The following is a 702-nucleotide window of genomic DNA, read 5'->3' as shown; positions in this document are numbered from 1 at the left end:
ATGATAAAGCGCTTCGCTGAGTAAATATTTAGGTAAGTTGTCACCTGACAAGTGTGGCGCGACTAAAGAGATAATGTCTTTTGTGATTGCGATATTCTTTGGAACGGAATTGACTAAGGTTCCATCGTAATCCCACAGGATGGCATCTAACTTCATGGTGTATCTCGTTGTTTAAATTGACGATTTCAATTTATCACTTGAAGCCCTATTGAGGGAAACCTTATTGTCTTGAATTTGAAAATTAGTCCAATCCGAACAAAGCTAGAGAGCAAACCGTTACTAGCAAGCAAAAACCAAACTGCGTTTGCTCACATCACTGCTTTATCAATTGCAATATATGCGTATAATCCCCGCTCCATTGCGCTATCGCCATTAAAAATAGCGCCATTCAACATTTTTAATGAGTACCCAATGTCGAAACTATTTTTCAAAGGCCGTATCGAAACAAGACAGAACCACGTTCTTGCAGGCTACAACGTAAACCGCGATGTTAAAGTGGGTACTGAAGAGTCACCAGTCAATGTAACGGTTCAAACTGACGCTCGCAAAACTGAAGTTGAAGCAATCGCTGCTGAACATTCAATCTTCGTGACTGTATCTGTGGATGCAGAGAAAGAAGAAAACACACTTGAGTTCGACACGTTGCTAAACAAGCCAAAAACAATGACGTTCGAAAAAACACCTAACCGTAACGATCCATGT

1 protein-coding gene and 1 pseudogene are annotated in these 702 nt (G+C 40.5%); one reads left to right on the top strand and one right to left on the bottom strand.

Annotation, left to right across the window (positions count from 1 at the left end):
• Positions 1-156: pseudogene (locus tag AB4232_RS22350) on the bottom strand (HAD family hydrolase); the annotation flags it as partial.
• Positions 157-411: 255 nt separating this feature from the next.
• Here AB4232_RS22350 and AB4232_RS22345 point away from each other — a divergent pair.
• A partial coding sequence (locus AB4232_RS22345; RefSeq protein ID WP_372088043.1) for a PBPRA1643 family SWIM/SEC-C metal-binding motif protein occupies positions 412-702 on the top strand: 291 nt, incomplete at its 3' end.

It is taken from the genome of Vibrio sp. 10N.286.46.A8 (assembly GCF_041470165.1).
Taxonomy (GTDB): domain Bacteria; phylum Pseudomonadota; class Gammaproteobacteria; order Enterobacterales; family Vibrionaceae; genus Vibrio; species Vibrio tasmaniensis_A.
This window is presented reverse-complemented; position numbering and strand designations above follow the sequence as displayed.